General features: G+C 62.1%; 16 protein-coding genes. 13 read left to right on the top strand and 3 right to left on the bottom strand.

What is annotated here, in order from left to right; translation table 11 throughout:
• Nucleotides 1–103: 103 nt before the first annotated feature.
• Both L2D14_13375 and L2D14_13370 read right to left on the bottom strand, forming a co-directional pair.
• Entirely contained in the window at nt 104–679 is a 576-nt protein-coding gene (locus tag L2D14_13375; GenBank protein WNJ98857.1) for a pilus assembly protein, read from the bottom strand.
• Nucleotides 679–1269 carry a pilus assembly protein gene (locus tag L2D14_13370; protein WNJ98856.1) on the bottom strand — a complete coding sequence of 197 codons (591 nt, stop codon included), beginning with the start codon at nt 1267–1269 and terminating at the stop codon, nt 679–681. The genes L2D14_13375 and L2D14_13370 overlap by 1 nt, the downstream gene beginning before the upstream one ends.
• Nucleotides 1270–1538: 269 nt before the next feature.
• On the opposite strand from L2D14_13370, the gene L2D14_13365 reads away from it, so the two are divergent.
• The 9 genes from L2D14_13365 (at nt 1539) to L2D14_13325 (ending at nt 10506) form a co-directional block, all read left to right on the top strand.
• A complete protein-coding gene (locus tag L2D14_13365) occupies nt 1539–1721 on the top strand; it encodes a Flp family type IVb pilin (protein WNJ98855.1) in 183 nt (60 codons plus the stop codon).
• A gap of 263 nt (nt 1722–1984) precedes the next feature.
• On the top strand, nt 1985–2491 hold the full coding sequence (locus L2D14_13360) for a prepilin peptidase (protein WNJ98854.1): 507 nt from the start codon (nt 1985–1987) through the stop codon (nt 2489–2491).
• A gap of 13 nt (nt 2492–2504) precedes the next feature.
• Entirely contained in the window at nt 2505–3449 is a 945-nt protein-coding gene (cpaB, locus tag L2D14_13355) for a Flp pilus assembly protein CpaB (GenBank protein WNJ98853.1), read from the top strand.
• Nucleotides 3450–3460: 11 nt separating this feature from the next.
• A complete protein-coding gene (locus L2D14_13350; GenBank protein ID WNJ98852.1) occupies nt 3461–4882 on the top strand; it encodes a type II and III secretion system protein family protein in 1422 nt (473 codons plus the stop codon).
• Nucleotides 4879–5613, top strand: a complete 735-nt coding sequence (locus L2D14_13345; GenBank protein ID WNJ98851.1) for a CpaD family pilus assembly lipoprotein — start codon at nt 4879–4881, stop codon at nt 5611–5613. Before L2D14_13350 ends, L2D14_13345 begins: the two co-directional genes overlap by 4 nt.
• Nucleotides 5610–6881 (top strand): P-loop NTPase, encoded by a 1272-nt coding sequence (locus tag L2D14_13340; GenBank protein ID WNJ98850.1) that lies wholly within the window; start codon nt 5610–5612, stop codon nt 6879–6881. The genes L2D14_13345 and L2D14_13340 overlap by 4 nt, the downstream gene beginning before the upstream one ends.
• A complete protein-coding gene (locus tag L2D14_13335; protein WNJ98849.1) occupies nt 6871–8511 on the top strand; it encodes a CpaF family protein in 1641 nt (546 codons plus the stop codon). The genes L2D14_13340 and L2D14_13335 overlap by 11 nt, the downstream gene beginning before the upstream one ends.
• Nucleotides 8508–9509: a type II secretion system F family protein gene (locus tag L2D14_13330; protein ID WNJ98848.1), complete on the top strand. Its 1002-nt coding sequence runs from the start codon at nt 8508–8510 to the stop codon at nt 9507–9509. Before L2D14_13335 ends, L2D14_13330 begins: the two co-directional genes overlap by 4 nt.
• A gap of 10 nt (nt 9510–9519) precedes the next feature.
• On the top strand, nt 9520–10506 hold the full coding sequence (locus L2D14_13325; protein WNJ98847.1) for a type II secretion system F family protein: 987 nt from the start codon (nt 9520–9522) through the stop codon (nt 10504–10506).
• 8 nt (nt 10507–10514) lie between these two features.
• Here L2D14_13325 and L2D14_13320 read toward each other — a convergent pair whose 3' ends face one another.
• Complete coding sequence (locus L2D14_13320; GenBank protein ID WNJ98846.1) at nt 10515–11204, bottom strand: tetratricopeptide repeat protein; 690 nt, start codon at nt 11202–11204, stop codon at nt 10515–10517.
• A gap of 120 nt (nt 11205–11324) precedes the next feature.
• On the opposite strand from L2D14_13320, the gene L2D14_13315 reads away from it, so the two are divergent.
• The 4 genes from L2D14_13315 to L2D14_13300 are packed head-to-tail and all read left to right on the top strand — an operon-like array spanning nt 11325 to nt 14817.
• On the top strand, nt 11325–11777 hold the full coding sequence (locus tag L2D14_13315; protein WNJ98845.1) for a MarR family transcriptional regulator: 453 nt from the start codon (nt 11325–11327) through the stop codon (nt 11775–11777).
• 36 nt (nt 11778–11813) lie between these two features.
• Nucleotides 11814–13073, top strand: a complete 1260-nt coding sequence (locus tag L2D14_13310; GenBank protein WNJ98844.1) for a four-carbon acid sugar kinase family protein — start codon at nt 11814–11816, stop codon at nt 13071–13073.
• The gene (locus L2D14_13305) at nt 13070–13702 is read left to right on the top strand and encodes an aldolase (protein ID WNJ98843.1); all 633 of its coding nucleotides are present in this window, start codon (nt 13070–13072) and stop codon (nt 13700–13702) included. Before L2D14_13310 ends, L2D14_13305 begins: the two co-directional genes overlap by 4 nt.
• Nucleotides 13699–14817, top strand: a complete 1119-nt coding sequence (locus L2D14_13300; protein ID WNJ98842.1) for an FAD-binding oxidoreductase — start codon at nt 13699–13701, stop codon at nt 14815–14817. The genes L2D14_13305 and L2D14_13300 overlap by 4 nt, the downstream gene beginning before the upstream one ends.
• Nucleotides 14818–14892 lie beyond the last annotated feature (75 nt).

Genomic DNA, 14892 nt, shown 5'->3' with positions numbered 1-14892 from the left:
GCCGCCGTCATCCCAAACTTGATTTGGGATCCATAAGTTAATCAAAAAAGAGCATGGGCCCTGAATCAATTTCAGGGCGACGATTGCTGTGTGAATGCGATGATTAAGACCCCAGCCGGACCTTGACGGTATAGCGCGGCCGGAAGATGGCGTAGTTATAAACCGTGTTGTTCGCGATGGCGCCGCCGAGGATCGGATTGTCCGGGAACATCGGCGTATAACGGTACTGGATCTCGGCCATGATCACGCTTTCGCTTTCGGCGACGACGAAGCCGGCCGGCAGGGAAGCGGGGCCGCCCTGGCCGCCGAGGCCGCTTGCCTGCGGGTCGGCGCCATAGACACGCTGCCATTCGACGATCGGCCCGGCCGCCTGGCCGACGACGCTGGAGACGATCATCGCCGCGTTGGCGCCGAAATCGAACGGCTCGGTGATCAGCGCGCCGGCCTGAAAGATATTGTCGAGATCGCCCGCTGTCAGCACCTCGCCCTGCGACACCAGATCGGCGACGGTCATCGTCGCGCGCTCGGTTTTCTGGTGTAAAAGCACATAGCGCGTCATTTCGATCCCGTTCAGCGTTAGTGCCAGCGCAACCGGGACCGCGATGGCAATTTCGAGGGCGGAAATGCCGCGCTTGTCGCTGCGGAACCTGCTCAGGCAATTTCGGAGTCTGGTCATCATCAGTTGTTCAGCCCGTCCCAGGGTTCGTTGCGCACGACGATGCTGGCGGTCAGGCCGAGCACGCCGCCGTTGCCGATGAAGTGTTGCGCGAACGGGGTCATCGTGTGCCAGTCGTACTTGAGCCGATAGACGACGATGTCGCCGGACTGGCCGCTGCCGGCGGCGCCGATGTCGGCATCCCACTGGCCGTTTGCATTTTCGTCGGTGAAGGTTTCACCTGGGTCGTATGTGCCGTTGGCGTTGCCGTCGACGTAATCCTCGCCGCGGCCGACGTCGGAGAAACTCGGATAGACAAGCACATCGACCTGGGCCTGGGTCATATCGATCAGCCCGAGCGTGCGTTCGTCGATGATCTCGATGATGCGTTCAAGGCGCGTCACGCCGTCCGGCTGCTGGCCGGTGATGCCGAAGCGGGCCGCTTCCCTGAGCGAGCTTTCCATCAATGTGTTTGTCAGCATGATCGTGCCGAACTCCATGGATGCCAGCATGACCGTGATAAGAATCGGTGCGCCGAAGGCGAACTCCATCAGGGTCGTCCCGTCCCGGTTCCTTGCAAAGCGTCTGAAAGTCTTTGTGCATGCGCGCAGCATGACGGGTCTCCGGCTATTTCACCGGATGACATGATACTGAAGTCAGGGGGCTATTTCTAAACAAACGAATGCATTTATAGTATCGATAAATTAGATAAAATTTTATCAAAATGTATTTAAAAAATAACACTAAAGTAAAACGAATATATTCGCGAATATAAATTTTGACCCTAAAAGTAAAAAATCTATTAATGGCTCATGCACTTTGGTGCGCCGGTGTCGTCATCACACGGTGTGGGACGACCGGACGATAAGAACAGGAGGCCATTATGAAAGCCACCCTCAAGAAATTCTTCCAAGACGAAAGCGGCGCCACCGCAATCGAGTACGGTCTTATTGCTGCGCTCGTTTCCGTTGCCGCGATTCTGGCCCTGCAGGCCATGGGCGCCTCGCTCGACACCATGTTCAACAGTGTCGCGACGATCCTCAGCGGCGCGGTTGCCGGACCCTGATCCATACATGAGCGGCCGGTCCGGCATGAAACCGGGCCGGCCGTTTTCCGGATCCTCCGGCTTTGCCGGGTCCGTGGACGGTTTGCCTCCGTTCTGGACGACACCACCTCGGCCGATCTTCGCGGGTCGGGCACGCCGGGGGCTCCGGAAAGCGAAAACGCTCAAGCAGGTAACAAGACAAACAACAAGGGTGAACATGACCCGATAGGCTCGAGAGAAGCGGAAGGGCGAAGTCCTCAAGAACGGAAGGGGTGGGAGGACCGATGACCGACCAGTTTTCACTTCATACACTGATACTGCTGATGGCCGTGGCGCCGTATATCGTTGCCGTCGTCAGCGATGTCCGCAGCTACACAATCCCGCACGGCTGCACGCTTGCGCTGCTGGCGCTTTATCCTGTGCACGTCTGGTTGTCGCCGCTCGATATCAACCTGACGGCTTCGCTGCTTGTCGGGGGCACGGCGTTTGCCGTCGGTTTTGCGTTTTATGCCCTCAACCGCCTGGGCGGCGGTGACGTCAAACTGATTGCCGCGGCGGCGTTGTGGGCCGGTCCGGCGCTGATTGCCGATTTTGCCGTCACCATGGCGGTATCGGGCGGTCTGTTGTCGCTTCTTTATATCACGCACTTCCATATCGCGCCGGCGCTCGGCTTCGATCACGCCGGCCTCAGGAACGGTCTCAGGGAAGAGCAAAATTCCCTGATGATCAAACTCCCGTACGGCGTCGCCATCAGCGCCGGCGGGCTCGTGACGCTTTTACAACTGGCGTAACAGGAGATCCGACATGTTCTCGCTTCGCAATATTCTGCTTCTCTTCGTCGCACTGGTGTTCGCATCGGGGACCGCGATCTATGTGAAGTCATGGATGGAAAGCGAGCGCACCCGTCTCGCCACCGAGCGGAAAACCGAAATTCAGGTGGTCAAGACCGCCGCTGCCGAGGTGCTGGTCGCAAGAATGGATCTGCAACCCGGCACCTTCCTGAAGCCGGAAAACCTGGAATGGCAGCCGTGGCCCGAAGACGGCGTGCACAAGACGCATATCGTGCGCCCAAAAGCCGAAGACCGTGACAATGATGCCAAGGACCCGATCAATGAACTGCAGGGCGCGGTGGTCCGCGTTCAGCTTCGTGCCGGCGAGCCGGTCACCAAGGTCCGGGTCGTGCATCCGGGCGAGCGGGGGTTCCTCGCCGCCGTGCTGGAACCGGGGTTCCGCGCCGTCTCGCTGCCGGTCGACGCGACCACGGGCATCGCCGGTTTCATCTTCCCAGGTGACTGGGTCGATATCCTGATGACTATGAAGGTCCGCGACGAGCGCAAGGAAGCCAAGCAGCAGCGCTATTTCTCGCAGACCGTGCTGCGCCGCGTGCGCGTGCTGGCCATCGACCAGCACGTCGACAAGGAAGACGGCAGCGCCGCCGTCGCCAAGACGGCCACCATCGAGGTGACGCCGAAGGAAGCCGAGCGCGTCACCATCGCGCTTGAAATGGGCCGCCTGACACTGAGCCTTAACAGCCTGAGCCAGGCAGAAAGCGAAACCGTGCACAAGGAACGTCTGCTCGGTGGGGCAAAGCCGTTCGATCCGAAAATGGTCCGCAACGAAGGCCGCAGCTACACCCTCGATGCCGACGTTTACAACATGTGGGGCGATCCGCGCCTGTTTCCGGGCGGTGGTAACAGCCGAGAAGTCAACGTACTCAGGGGCAGTGATGCCCAGGTCCAGAGTTTTTAAGGAGCCGGGACATGCTGCGTAATTGGGACATCCTGCAGATACTTGCGATCCTCGCCATACTGGCGATCACGATGATTGCCGTCGGCGATGCCTGGGGCAAGCCGCTCGAAGTGGTCTCGCGCGGGCATCAGGAAATGTCCCTGGAAGTGCACAAGGGACGTCTCCTCAAGCTGCGCGCGCCGGCACAGACGGTGTTCGTCGCCGATCCTGAAATCGCTGACGTGCAGATCAAAAGCCCGACCCTGGTTTATGTGCTGGGCAAGGGCCCGGGGGAAACCACGCTGTTCGCCGTCGACCGTGCCGAACATGTGCTGGCCAGCGTCGATCTTCACGTCAGTCATAATGTCGGCCGGATTCATGAATCCATCCGCCAGCTTCACCCCGAAACCGATATTACGGTCAGCAGCGTCGGCGATTCGGTGGTGCTGGACGGGATCGTCGACAGCGCGTCGACCGCCGAAAACATTCGCCGCGTTGCCGCCGGTGCCGTCGGCGACCCGAAAAAGGTGATGATGCGCATCGGCATCGATGCCCCGACGCAGATCAATCTGCGCGTCCGCATCGCCGAGGTTTCGCGCGATGTCGACAAGCAGCTCGGGTTCAACTGGTCGATTGCCGGCTCGGCGGCGGGGATCGCATTCGGTGTCGCGACGGCCAATCCGTTCAATGCCTCGGTGACGCAACATACGCTTTCCGTATCCGGGCTGAGCTTCGGCGGTTTCGACCTGAACGCGGTGATCGACGCACTCGAGGAAGAGGGACTGATTTCCGTCCTCGCCGAGCCGAACCTGACAGCGTTGTCGGGTGAGTCGGCGAGCTTCCTGGCCGGTGGCGAATTTCCGATCCTGGTGCCGGATTCCGACGGCCGCGTGACCATCGAATTCAAAAAGTTCGGGGTATCGCTCAGCTTCACGCCGACCCTGATGGGCCGCGACCGCGTCAATTTGCATGTGCGCCCGGAAGTCAGCCAGCTTTCGACCACCAATGCGGTGACGCTGAACAACTTCCAGATCCCGTCGTTGACGACACGGCGCGCCGATACCACGGTCGAACTGGGCTCCGGTCAGTCGTTCGCCATTGCCGGCCTGATCCAGAACAACGTCACGCACGATATCTCCAAGTTTCCGGGTTTGGGCGACGTGCCGGTGCTGGGCAGCCTGTTCAAGTCCGACCGCTTCCAGCGCGAGGAAAGCGAACTGGTCATCATCGTCACGCCGTATGTGGTGCGCCCGGTTTCGCGCCAGCGGCTGGCCCAGCCGACCGACGGGCTTGAATACCCGCACGATGCCGAACGCATCGCCAACGGCGGCACGCACCGCCAGAAACCCGCCGCCGGTCAGCCTGTCACCATCGATCGCAACGGCGACAGCCTGATCGGTCCCGTTGGTTTCTTGCTGGAGCAGCCTGCTGAAGCCAAAGGAGCCAGCCAATGAGAACCTTAATACTCAGCTCTGCGATGCTGTTTTCAATCGCCGCTCTTTCCGGCTGCCAGACCTATGCCGACCGGCCCTGGTACGACCCGCTGAACATGCAGGTCGAGATGCAGCCGCGTGCCGAAAAGAACGTGCAGGTCATTCCCAGCGAAACCTCGTTCGCGTTGCAGTTCGACCGCGGCGGGGCGGCAATGACCGACGCCGAACATCGCGCCGCCGTCGCCTTCCTGCAGCGCCGCCAGCTTGCCCGGACCGATGAGGTCTTCGTCGATTTCGGCCTGTTCGTCGATACCTCGGCACTGGCCACGCAACGCCGTCAGAATATCGCCCGGGTTGTCGGCGAAGCCGGGATCGATCCGGCCCGCGTCCGGGTGCGTTCGAACATCGCCGGGATTGCCGACGACGAGGTCAACCTGACGGTCCGCCGGTATCTGGTGATGCTGCCGGGATGCCCGGACTACACGTCACGCGCCGGACGGACGTTCGACAATCGCCCGCATTCGAACTGGGGCTGCGCCACGGCCAGCAACCTCGGGCGCATGGTCGCCGAGCCGCGCGACATCCTGGAAGGCCGCGGCGAAACCCTGGCCGACGGCGAGGCCATGGTTCTCGGTATTCAGCGTTACCGCACCGGCACAACCCGCAAGCTCGACGTCGACGACACCAACACCGCCGAAAGCCATGGCGTTAAGGGAAGCTCGGGCGGCGGCAGCAACGGAGGTGGACAATGATCGCGCTCAGGAAAGAAGAAACGCCGGATGATGCCGGGATGAGCCATGCCTTTCTGGCCTTCGCCGCCGACCGGCAAACGGCTGAGACCCTTGGCCGGGGTGTCGAGGCCGAAGGCCTGCCCGCAGAAAGCGTGATCGAGGCGACGCTCGATGAGGCGATCGAGTCCCTGGCGGCGATGCCGACCCCGTCGACCCTCGTCGTCGATCTTGGTGCGTCCGGCGATATCATGACAGAGGTGGCCCGCTTGGCGGAGGTGTGCGACGCCGGGGCGCAGGTGATCCTATTGGGCGCGGTCAACGACCTGCATGTCTATCGCGAAGTGCTGGCGGCAGGGGTCACGGACTATCTGGCGAAGCCTTTCACCTATCATGAATTTTCCGCGTGCCTGCATCGCGCCCGCCCGCCTCAGGTGGCGGAAGCAGTGGTGCAGATGGCACCGGACGTGGTGCAGACGGATGCGGTATGCGTCATTGGCGTCAGGGGCGGTGTCGGCGCCAGCACCGTCGCCGCCAACGCGGCATGGTTCGCCGCCGAGCAGCAGCAGAAGAACGTCACGCTGATCGATATGGATCTGACGTTCGGTACGCAGGCCTTGATGCTCGATGTCGATCCGGGCGGCGGGCTGGCCGAGGCCATGCGCGAGCCGGGCCGTATGGACGAGTTGTTCGTCAAGCGGGCGTTGGTATCGCTCGGCGAGCGGTTCCGCGTGATGGCGTCGGAAACCGATCCGGCGAAAGGCGACCTCGCCGATGCGCAGGCGTTCGGGGAATTGCTCGATTTCGTGCGCGATGCCTGCGACCTGGTGATCGTCGACATGCCGCGCGCTACCGCCGTCGCCCATCCCGGTATGCTGGAAGCGTTTTCGCGGATCGTGCTCGTTGCCGAACCGAGCCTCGCCGCCATGCGCGACAGCGTCCGTCTGGCGAGCTTGATCGGTGCGGTCAGTCCGGCGGCGCAGGTATCGGTCGTGCTCGGCCGCCAAGGTATGGCGCCACGCGAAGAACTGTCGGTGAAAACCTTCGAGGAAGGATCGGGGCTGAAGGTGAGCGCGCGTATTCCCTTCGATCCGAAATCCGCGATGCGGAGCGAGGCCGACGGCAAATGTATCTTGCAGTCGGCGGGACGCTCGAAGCTGGGCCGCGCGCTGGTCGGGGTTGCGGAACTGATGACGGGTGCCGAACGTAAATCGGGGGGTGGCTTGTTCGCAAAATTCAGACGCGCACCGAAGACGGCTGCGCAAGCCACGGGAGGCCGGGATGTTCGGTAAAAGACAAGGCACGGATATCATTTCCATAAATGCGCACAGGAAGCGCCCGTCGGTGCGGCCGCTCGGTGAACTGGCCGCCGATGAAAACAGTGCGGCGCTCATGCACGCGGCGATGTTGGGGGCGGATGAACAGTACCGCCCGGAAATCATCGCCGAAGTTGCACGTGAAACGCTGGAACGCGCCGACGAGATTTTGGGCGATGACGACCCGGCGGCAATTCCGCGCGCCGAGCTGGCAAAGGCAATGGAAATCGCGATCAGCGGCGATCTGGTGCCGGGCGGATTGTCTGCACGCGAAAGGCGCGATGTCGTGACGGAGGTCGTCAACACCCTGCTCGACAAGCGGGTCGCCGAAAAGAAAGAGGCGCCGGAAAATCTGATCGAACGGACCAAGGCGCTGGTGCAGCCGATCCTCATGGACCGGATCGACGTTACCGAAGCCGGCGATATGCCGCGCCAGCAACTGGCGCAGGAAGTCGGCGACGTGGTCGCGGAAATCCTCACCGATCACAAAATTCAGCTCAACCTGATGGAGCAGCGCGAAATCGTTACCATGCTGCTGAACGATATGCTGGGTTTCGGGCCGCTCGAGGTGCTGCTCGCCGACGAGGCGGTGACGGATATCATGGTCAACGGACCCGAACAGGTGTTCGTCGAGAAGAACGGCAAGCTGACGTTGTCCGGCGTCACGTTCCGCGACAACCGGCATGTCATGCAGATTGCATCGAGGATCGTGTCGGGGGTCGGACGCCGGGTCGATGAATCCTCGCCGCTCTGCGATGCGCGCCTGCCCGACGGGTCTCGCGTCAACATCATCATCCCGCCGCTGGCCATTGACGGGCCGTCGATCTCGATCCGTAAGTTCTCGAAAAAGAAAATCACGCTGGACGTCATGCAGCGGCAGGAAAACGTCTCGCCCGAAATGGCCACGGTCCTCAAGATCGCGTCGCGCTCCAGGCTCAACATTCTGGTTTCGGGCGGCACCGGATCCGGCAAGACGACATTGCTGAATGCGTTGTCGCGGATGATCGATGCCGGCGAGCGGATCGTCACCATCGAGGACGCGGCGGAACTGCAACTGCAGCAGCCGCATGTGGTGCGGCTCGAGACGCGCCCGCCGAACCTGGAAGGCGACGGCGAGATCACGCAGCGCGAACTGGTCAAAAACGCGCTCAGGATGCGGCCCGACCGCATCATCCTCGGCGAAATTCGCGCCGGTGAGGCCCTCGACATGCTGCAGGCGATGAATACCGGTCACGACGGGTCGCTCGGCACCATTCACGCCAACCGGCCGCGCGAAGCGCTGACCCGGCTCGAGAACATGGTCGCCATGGCCGGGGTCAAACTGCCGAACGAAGCGGTGCGTGCGCAGATTGCCGGTGCCGTCGACCTGATCGTGCAGATTTCGCGGATGCGCGACGGCAAGCGCCGCATCACGCATGTCACCGAAGTCGTCGGCATGGAGGGCGAGGTCGTCACCACACAGGACCTGTTCACGTTCGAATTCGAAGGCGAAGACAAGGACGGCAATCTTTTCGGCAGCTTCAAGTCGACCGGCCTGCGTCCCGCGTTCATGGACCGTGCAAAATATTTCGGCCTCGACAAGGCGCTGATGGAGGCGATGGGATGATCTGGGGGATGACCGGTGGGCTGACCGATCTCGTCGTCATCTTCGCCGGCACGCTGGCGGTGATGATGATCGTCGGCTGGCTGGCATTGACGGTCATCGGTCGGCAACGGCGGCTGAGCGCGCGTGTCGAGCGGATCGGCGAACGCGCGCGGCCGCTGAGCAGCGAGGAACGGCAGATCCGCCAGCTCAAACGCAAGACACAGACCTCGTCGCCGTTTCTGGAAGGATTGGCGAAACGCTTGCTGCCCAGGCCGCAGGAACTGCGCCTCAGATTGCAGCGCACCGGGTATCGAATGTCGCTTGGCCGTTATTTCCTGATCTCGCTGGGGATCGGCATTGCCGTTGCAATGCTGTGCCGCATGACGATGCAACTGCCGTGGTTCGCCCTTGCGGCGGCGGGGATCGTCGCCGGTATCGGTCTGCCGCACCTCATCGTCGGCTGGCTGGTGGCGCGGCGTTTGAACAGGTTCACGGCGCTGTTTCCGGACGCTATCGATCTGATGGTACGCGGCCTGCGCTCGGGGCTGCCGGTCACGGAAACCATCACCGCCGCCGGACGCGAGATGAGCGACCCGGTGGGGCCGGAGTTCCGCCGCATTTCCGATGCCGTCAGGCTCGGCCAGTCCCTGGAGGACGCGCTCTGGGATACCGCCCGCCGGCTCGATACGGCGGAGTTCAAGTTCTTCGTCATCAGCCTGTCGGTGCAGAAGGAAACCGGCGGCAATCTGGCGGAAACGCTGTCCAATCTTTCGGAAATCCTGCGTTCCAGAAAGCAGATGCGCCTGAAGATCAAGGCCATGTCCTCGGAAGCCAAGGCCAGCGCCATGATCCTGGGTTCATTGCCGTTTGTGATGTTCGCCATCATCTGGTTCATGAGTCCGAACTACGAGCAGGTCCTGTTCGAGGACATGCGCGGGCGCATCATGCTGGGCGTGGCGCTCGGCCTGATGGGCTCGGGCATTCTGGTGATGCGCAGGATGATCAGGTTCGAGATATGAGAGGCATCCTATGAACTGGCTGATGAACCTGTTCCCCGGCCTGGCGCCGGAAATGCAGGCAGCCCTGCTGTCGGGCGCCGCAGTGTTGCTGGTGCTGTATGCGGTCGGGTCGTCGTTTCTGGTGCGTGATCCGATGGCGCCACGGGCAAAATCCCTGATGAAACACCGCCGCGCCCTGCAGGCGGGGCTTGCGGTGCCGAAAAAAAACCGCGCCCGGGCGATGCTGGAGTCGGGCGGCTGGGTGCGCCGCATCGTCGAGCGCCTGAACCTGCTGCGCTCCAAGCATGCGGACCGGGTGCAACTGTCCCTGGCCCGGGCCGGCTGGCGTTCGCGCGATCACGTCGTGCTGTATCTGTTTGCGAAAACCGTGCTGCCGTTCTGCCTGGGTATTCTGAGCGTGATCGTGCTGTTCGTGCTGCCGGTTATCGATCTGGATTTCAATCTCAAGGCGCTGATCGCGCTCGCGCTCACGGTGGCCGGTGCGTATCTGCCGGATATGCTGATCCGCAACCAGCAGGCCAAGCGAAAGCTGGCGCTGACCAAGGGGCTGCCGGATGCGCTCGATCTGTTGGTCATCTGCGCCGAAGCCGGGTTGTCGCTGGATGCAGCGCTGAAACGGGTCGCCGACGAGACCGCCCGGGGGGCGGCGGAAATCGCCGACGAATTCCAGATGACGGCGATCGAACTGAGCTACCTGCCGGACCGCCGCAAGGCGCTCGAGAACCTCAACAAGCGGACCGATCTGGCGTCGATCCGCGGGGTCGTCAATACCCTGAGCCAGACCGAGAAATACGGCACGCCGCTGGCGCAGTCGCTGCGCGTGCTGTCGGCCGAGTTCAGAAACGAGCGCATGATGAAGGCCGAAGAAAAAGCGGCCAAGCTGCCGGCGACGCTGACGGTGCCGCTGATCCTGTTCATCCTGCCGTCGCTGTTCGTGGTGCTGCTGGGGCCGGCGGTGCTGTCGACGCTCGACAATCTGATCAATATGGGGAAATGACCGTCCGCTCAGCGCAACGCGCCGAACACGGCCTTGCTGCGTGCGTCCGGTGCCATGGCGCGAAGCCGGGTATAGAAGGCGAGATTGTTTGCCACCTCGGCCTCGCTCAGGTCCATCAACCCGACGCGCCGCGCGTTTTCCACGTCACCGGCAAGCCCGTACACCAGCGCCAGGTTATGGCGCGTGCGGGTTGCGGCTGCGGGATTGCCGGCGGCGCCGTCGAGCAGAGAGATCGCCTCGTCGAAATCGCCGCTGAGCGCCAGCGACAGGCCGAGGTTGTTCTTCAGCGCCAGGTTGTCCGGTGCCTTTTCCAGTCCCGAGATATAACGTTCCTGTGCTTCCGCATGGCGGCCGGTCAGATCGAGCGCGATCCCGGCGCCGTTGATCGCGGCCCCGTCGTCGGGGGCCAGGGCGAGAGCGCGTTCGAAGGCACCGAGCGCCTGCGCATACAACCCCGCCTGCAGCGCCGTTTCACCAAGACGCATCAGCGGCACGGCCCAGTCGGTGCGCATTTCGGCGGCACGGCTGTAAAGCTGCATGGCGTTCGCCATATCGCCGCCGGCGCGGGTCGTGTCGGCGACTCGCACGAGCTGTGCTGCGCGGTTCTCGAGATTGTCCTTCTTGATTTCCGAGGATGTCGGCACCTGGCCGTTGCAGGCGCCAAGCCCGGAAACAGCCAAACCGAGGGTAACGATCATTGCGGCCCTCGACGTATCGGAAATGGCCGTTATGATCGGGGATAACCAGAATAAAAACGTTCGTTGCATGCCCATTGGGCCATAGGCTACAGGGATCGCGAACAGGGGGAAAGGGCGCACGTGTCACAGGATTATATCGAGCTGACATTGTTGATCGAACGGCTGCACCGTCGGTTTCTCGACGTGCTCAGAATCGAGTTGAAGAATATCGGTGTGCGCGACATCAATGGCGTGCAGGCGTTGATGCTGACCAATATCGGCGATGGTGAAATCATCATCCGGGACCTGATCGAGCGGGGCTACTATCAAGGCTCCAATGTTTCCTACAACATCAAGAAACTGACGGACTACGGATACCTGGAACAGGAGCGTGCGCAGCACGACAAGCGCTCGATCACGGTCAAGCTGACCGACAAGGGACACAAGGTCGTCGAAGGCATCCGGGCCATGGAAAAGAAAAACGGCGGCAAGTTTCAGGACATCATCGGCGACGGCGATCGGGTCGGAGACGCGGCGAAGGTGCTGCGCAAGCTTGAGCGGACCTGGGATGAATACATCAGATACGGAGAATAAGAACCGCCGCCGCGGTTTTATTCAGGGACAATAAACATGCTTCTGGGCTGCATCGCCGACGATTTTACCGGCGCCACCGATCTCGCCAATACGTTGGTCAAGGGCGGCATGAATACGGTGCAGAGCATCGGTGTGCCGGGGCCGGCGATGGATGTCGGCGAAACCGACGCCATTGTCATCGCGCTCAAATCGCGGACCAATCCGGCGGCCGAGGCAGTGGCGGAATCGCTGGCGGCGCTGGCGTGGCTGCGTGCGAAGGGCGCAAAGCAGATTCTGTTCAAGTACTGTTCGACCTTTGATTCCACCGACGAAGGCAACATCGGCCCGGTCGCCGATGCGCTGGCGGACGCCCTGAAGACGGACTTCACCATCGCCTGCCCGGCATTCCCCGAAGCCGGCCGGTCCATTTACAAGGGATACCTTTTCGTCGGCGACGTTCTGCTGAACGAGTCGGGGATGGAAAATCATCCGCTGAACCCGATGACGGACGCCAATCTGGTTCGTGTTCTGCAACGACAGACGCCGAACAAGGTCGGCCTTGTCGATTACGCGACGGTGCATCGGGGCGCGGCGGCCATCCGCGCCCGGTTCGACGAATTGCGCATGGACGGTATCCGCCATGCCATCGTCGACGCGACGTCCGATCAGGACCTGATTGCAATCGGCGACGCCGCCGCGGGTCTTGGCCTGATCACCGGCGGTTCCGGCATCGCCCTCGGTTTGCCGGAAAATTTCCGCCGCCAGGGGTTCATGGTCGCGCGCTACACGCCCGCGCTGCCGGGTATCAAGGGACGTGCCGCGGTCATCGCCGGCAGTTGTTCGAAAATGACGCGCGCACAGATCGCGCATACCCGAAAAGCATGGCCGAGCTTCAACGTCGATCCGCGTGCCATCGCCGACGGCAAGGATGTGGCGGGGGAGGTCCTGAACTGGGCCGGGTCGCAGCCGGACAGCACTCCGGTGCTGATCTATTCCTCGGCCGATCCGGATGTTGTGGCGGCCATTCAGCAGGAATTCGGCCGCGACCGCGCCGGCGCGATGGTCGAGGATACCATGGGCCTCATCGCTAGCGGTCTTCTGGGGATGGGTGTGAACCGGCTGGTTGTCGCCGGCGGTGAAACGTCGGGTGCCGTCGTCAAGGCGCTGGACGTACATGCGCTGCGTATCGGCCCGGAAATCGATCCCGGCGTGCCGTGGACGGAAGCCATCGGCGGCACGCCGCTGGCGCTGGCGCTCAAATCCGGGAATTTCGGCGCCGAGGACTTTTTCGAGAAATCGCTGGGCATGCTGCCATGAATGAAACGAAAGCCCGTGACGATATCGCCCGCTTCGCAAAGTCGATCTTTGAGCGCGGCCTGACGTTCGGCAGTTCCGGCAACATCAGCGTCAGGCTGGACGACGGCTGGCTGATGACGCCGACCGGCGTGTCGATGGGCGATATCGACCCGGCGCGCATTGCCAAGCTCGATCTGAACGGCGTGCACGTCTCGGGCGACAAGCCGACCAAGGAAACATTCCTGCATACCGCGATGTACGAGGAGCGTGCGTCCGCGGGCGCCGTCGTGCACCTGCATTCGACGCATTCCGTTGCCGTTAGCTGCCTGGCCGATGTCGACCCGAAAAATGTGCTGCCGCCGATCACGGCGTATTACGTGATGAAGATCGGGACTTTGCCGCTGGTCCCGTATTTTCCGCCGGGCGACCTGGATCTGGCACGCGCGGTCCGGGAAATGGCCTCCGATCATCATGCCGTGCTGCTCGCCAACCACGGCCCGGTGGTAGCCGGCAAATCCCTTGCCGATGCCGTTTACGCGACCGAAGAACTGGAAGAAACGGCAAAGCTGTTCCTGATTCTTAAAGATGCCAGAACCCGCTATCTGACGGACGAACAGGTTGCGGCGCTCAGGGATAAATTTCCGTCGTGAGTAACCGGCCCGCCGATGTCGCCGTCATCGGCGGCGGTCTGCACGGCTGCTCCGCCGCGCTGCACCTGGCGATGCGCGGCCAATCCGTAGTGGTTATCGAGCCGTATCATCCGGGCCGGTTTGCATCCGGGGTGAATGCCGGTGGGGTGCGCCGACTGGGACGGAACCCGGCGGAAATTCCACTGGCCGAGGCATCGCTGGAAATCTGGAACGACATTTCGTCCCTCGTCGATGACGATTGTGATTTCCATGTCTGCGGCCAGCTGAAGATCGCCGAATCAGATGCCGATATGGCCAAGCTCGAAGACCGCGCCCGGCAGGTTCGCGAACTCGGCTACGATCATGAAAAGACCATCGGCCGCGAAAAGCTGAAACAACTCGTGCCAGACGTGCACCCGCGCGCCACGGGCGGGTTGTGGTGCGAGGGCGACGGCGCCGCCGACCCGATGCGCACGACGAAAGCGTTTTACAACAAGGCAAAATCCCTGGGCGTGTCGTTCCGGCTTGGCGAAAAGGTGACGGGCATGAGCCGCCACGATGGCCGTTGGCGGATCGAAACCGATAAGGGGGCGCTCGACAGTACGCATATTCTCAATTGCGCCGGCGCCTGGGGCGATGTGATCGCCGCGATGATGGGCGATGCGGTGCCGTTGCAGGCGCATGCGCTGACGATGATGGTGAGCGAGCGGGTGAAACCGTTCCTGAAACCTGTATGCGGCCTGGCGTCCCGCAAGCTGTCGTTCAAGCAGACGTCAACGGGCACGCTGCTGATCGGCGGCGCGCATCTGGGTTATGCCGACCGTGACAAGGGCGTGGCCGAGCCCGATCCCGTGAAGATGGCGATATCCGCGCAGACCGTGACGGATGCCTTCCCGCTGATCCGCAACGTTCGTGTCGCCAGATGCTGGGCCGGGCTTGAAGGGGTGACACCCGACCAGTTACCGGTGATCGGACCGAGCACGGCAGCCGACAATGCCTTTCACGCCTTCGGGTTTTCGGCGCACGGTTTTCAACTGGGGCCTGTGGTCGGGCGGATCATGGCCGAGCTGATCGTCGATGGCCGGAGCAATTTGCCGATCGACGCTTTCGATGTCGGCCGTTTTCAAGGCGCTTGATGCGGGGGGCTTGAGCTACATTTCGTTGCAAACCTGAAATGGCGCCGGGATGATTTAAAAGCTATAAAGAATATG

The organism is Thalassospiraceae bacterium LMO-JJ14 (assembly GCA_021555105.2).
Lineage (GTDB): Bacteria > Pseudomonadota > Alphaproteobacteria > Rhodospirillales > Casp-alpha2 > UBA4479.
This window is presented reverse-complemented; position numbering and strand designations above follow the sequence as displayed.

Coding starts and splice junctions, on each gene's coding strand:
- L2D14_13375 (WNJ98857.1), bottom strand. CDS start 679: ATGATGACCAGACTCCGAAATTGCCTGAGCAGGTTCCGCAGCGACAAG.
- L2D14_13370 (WNJ98856.1), bottom strand. CDS start 1,269: ATGCTGCGCGCATGCACAAAGACTTTCAGACGCTTTGCAAGGAACCGG.
- L2D14_13365 (WNJ98855.1), top strand. CDS start 1,539: ATGAAAGCCACCCTCAAGAAATTCTTCCAAGACGAAAGCGGCGCCACC.
- L2D14_13360 (WNJ98854.1), top strand. CDS start 1,985: ATGACCGACCAGTTTTCACTTCATACACTGATACTGCTGATGGCCGTG.
- cpaB (WNJ98853.1), top strand. CDS start 2,505: ATGTTCTCGCTTCGCAATATTCTGCTTCTCTTCGTCGCACTGGTGTTC.
- L2D14_13350 (WNJ98852.1), top strand. CDS start 3,461: ATGCTGCGTAATTGGGACATCCTGCAGATACTTGCGATCCTCGCCATA.
- L2D14_13345 (WNJ98851.1), top strand. CDS start 4,879: ATGAGAACCTTAATACTCAGCTCTGCGATGCTGTTTTCAATCGCCGCT.
- L2D14_13340 (WNJ98850.1), top strand. CDS start 5,610: ATGATCGCGCTCAGGAAAGAAGAAACGCCGGATGATGCCGGGATGAGC.
- L2D14_13335 (WNJ98849.1), top strand. CDS start 6,871: ATGTTCGGTAAAAGACAAGGCACGGATATCATTTCCATAAATGCGCAC.
- L2D14_13330 (WNJ98848.1), top strand. CDS start 8,508: ATGATCTGGGGGATGACCGGTGGGCTGACCGATCTCGTCGTCATCTTC.
- L2D14_13325 (WNJ98847.1), top strand. CDS start 9,520: ATGAACTGGCTGATGAACCTGTTCCCCGGCCTGGCGCCGGAAATGCAG.
- L2D14_13320 (WNJ98846.1), bottom strand. CDS start 11,204: ATGATCGTTACCCTCGGTTTGGCTGTTTCCGGGCTTGGCGCCTGCAAC.
- L2D14_13310 (WNJ98844.1), top strand. CDS start 11,814: ATGCTTCTGGGCTGCATCGCCGACGATTTTACCGGCGCCACCGATCTC.
- L2D14_13305 (WNJ98843.1), top strand. CDS start 13,070: ATGAATGAAACGAAAGCCCGTGACGATATCGCCCGCTTCGCAAAGTCG.